Genomic DNA, 1,082 nt, shown 5'->3' with positions numbered 1-1,082 from the left:
GACCTCGAGCGCCTCGAAGCGCAGCGCCAACGTGCTGCCAGCGGCTACCTGCAAGGCGTCCGCGAGGCGCGCCGATGCGGGCAGCGGCAGCCACAGGCTGCGACGAAACAGCGTGACGCTGCCTTCGGTCAACGGCGTGTTCAAGTCGAACAACTGGCCGGCATTCACCCGCTGGGCGGGCTCACAAGTGGCTGCGGTGTAGAGCGAGAACGGGCCCACGGCGCTCAGCCCTTCTTCTTCGGCTTGGCCGGGGTCTTGGCGGTGGCCTTGGTGGCCGCCTTTTTCGGCGTAGCTTTCGGCTCGGTCTTAGGCGCCTCAGCCGATGCCTTCTTCGCCACCCCCTTCGCCGGTGCCTTCACCGCCACCTTCACCGGCACCACCTCGCGTGGCGCCACCTCACGCGGCAGGCGCGAGATGTCGAGGCGAACATTCGCCAGGTCGTTCTGCAGCCCGGTGATCCGGGTGTCCAAGCCGTTGCGGCCGCGCTGGAAGGTGTCGAAGTCGGTGTTGAACTGGGTCAGCTGGCCGTCGAAGCGGGTGAGGCGCTGGTCGAGTGTGAGGCTGCGGTCGTCCACCTGCCGGCGCGTTGCCTCCACAGCGAGCGCGTTCTGGTCCACCTCGATGGCCCGCTGGTTGATGTCCGCCTCGATGCGCGTGATCTCGGCGAACCGGCTGTCGTTCACCAAGACGAGCCCGTCGATGCGTCCGTCCAGTCTCCCGCGCGTCTGGCTGACGACGCGGTAGGTGCCGAGCCCGCCGGGGCGCATCTCGCGCGCGCCGAATTCGAGCTGCGCGATGTTCTCGGCCTGGTCCTCGGGTGCCATGCGCTCGGTGTGCGTGGTGATGAAGTCGCGCACGCCGTTGTCGACGACGCGCTTGCCCAGCCATTCGCGCGAGAGGCCGGGCTGACTGGCCAGGAAGCCGGCCGCGGTGGTCACCACGGTGTTCACCGCGTTGGGCCCCTCGATTCGTTCGAAGGCCTTGGCGAAGTCGGCCTGGCGGGTGAGAGCATCCTTCAGGAACTCGACCCACGGCCCGACCCAGTTCTTCCAGCTGACGGTGCGCACCGCGTGCGTGAGGCT

At 68.3% G+C, this 1,082-nt stretch carries 2 protein-coding genes; both read right to left on the bottom strand.

The window, feature by feature from the left end; translation table 11 throughout:
• Nucleotides 1-219: hypothetical protein (locus AC1DYI_RS36585; RefSeq protein ID WP_477208980.1), on the bottom strand; the 219-nt coding region annotated here is incomplete at its 3' end.
• Nucleotides 220-224: 5 nt separating this feature from the next.
• The coding region (locus AC1DYI_RS36580) for a hypothetical protein (RefSeq protein WP_477208979.1) at nucleotides 225-1,082 on the bottom strand (858 nt) is incomplete at its 5' end.

It is taken from the genome of Ideonella sp. P3_A4, assembly GCF_056403075.1.
This window is presented reverse-complemented; position numbering and strand designations above follow the sequence as displayed.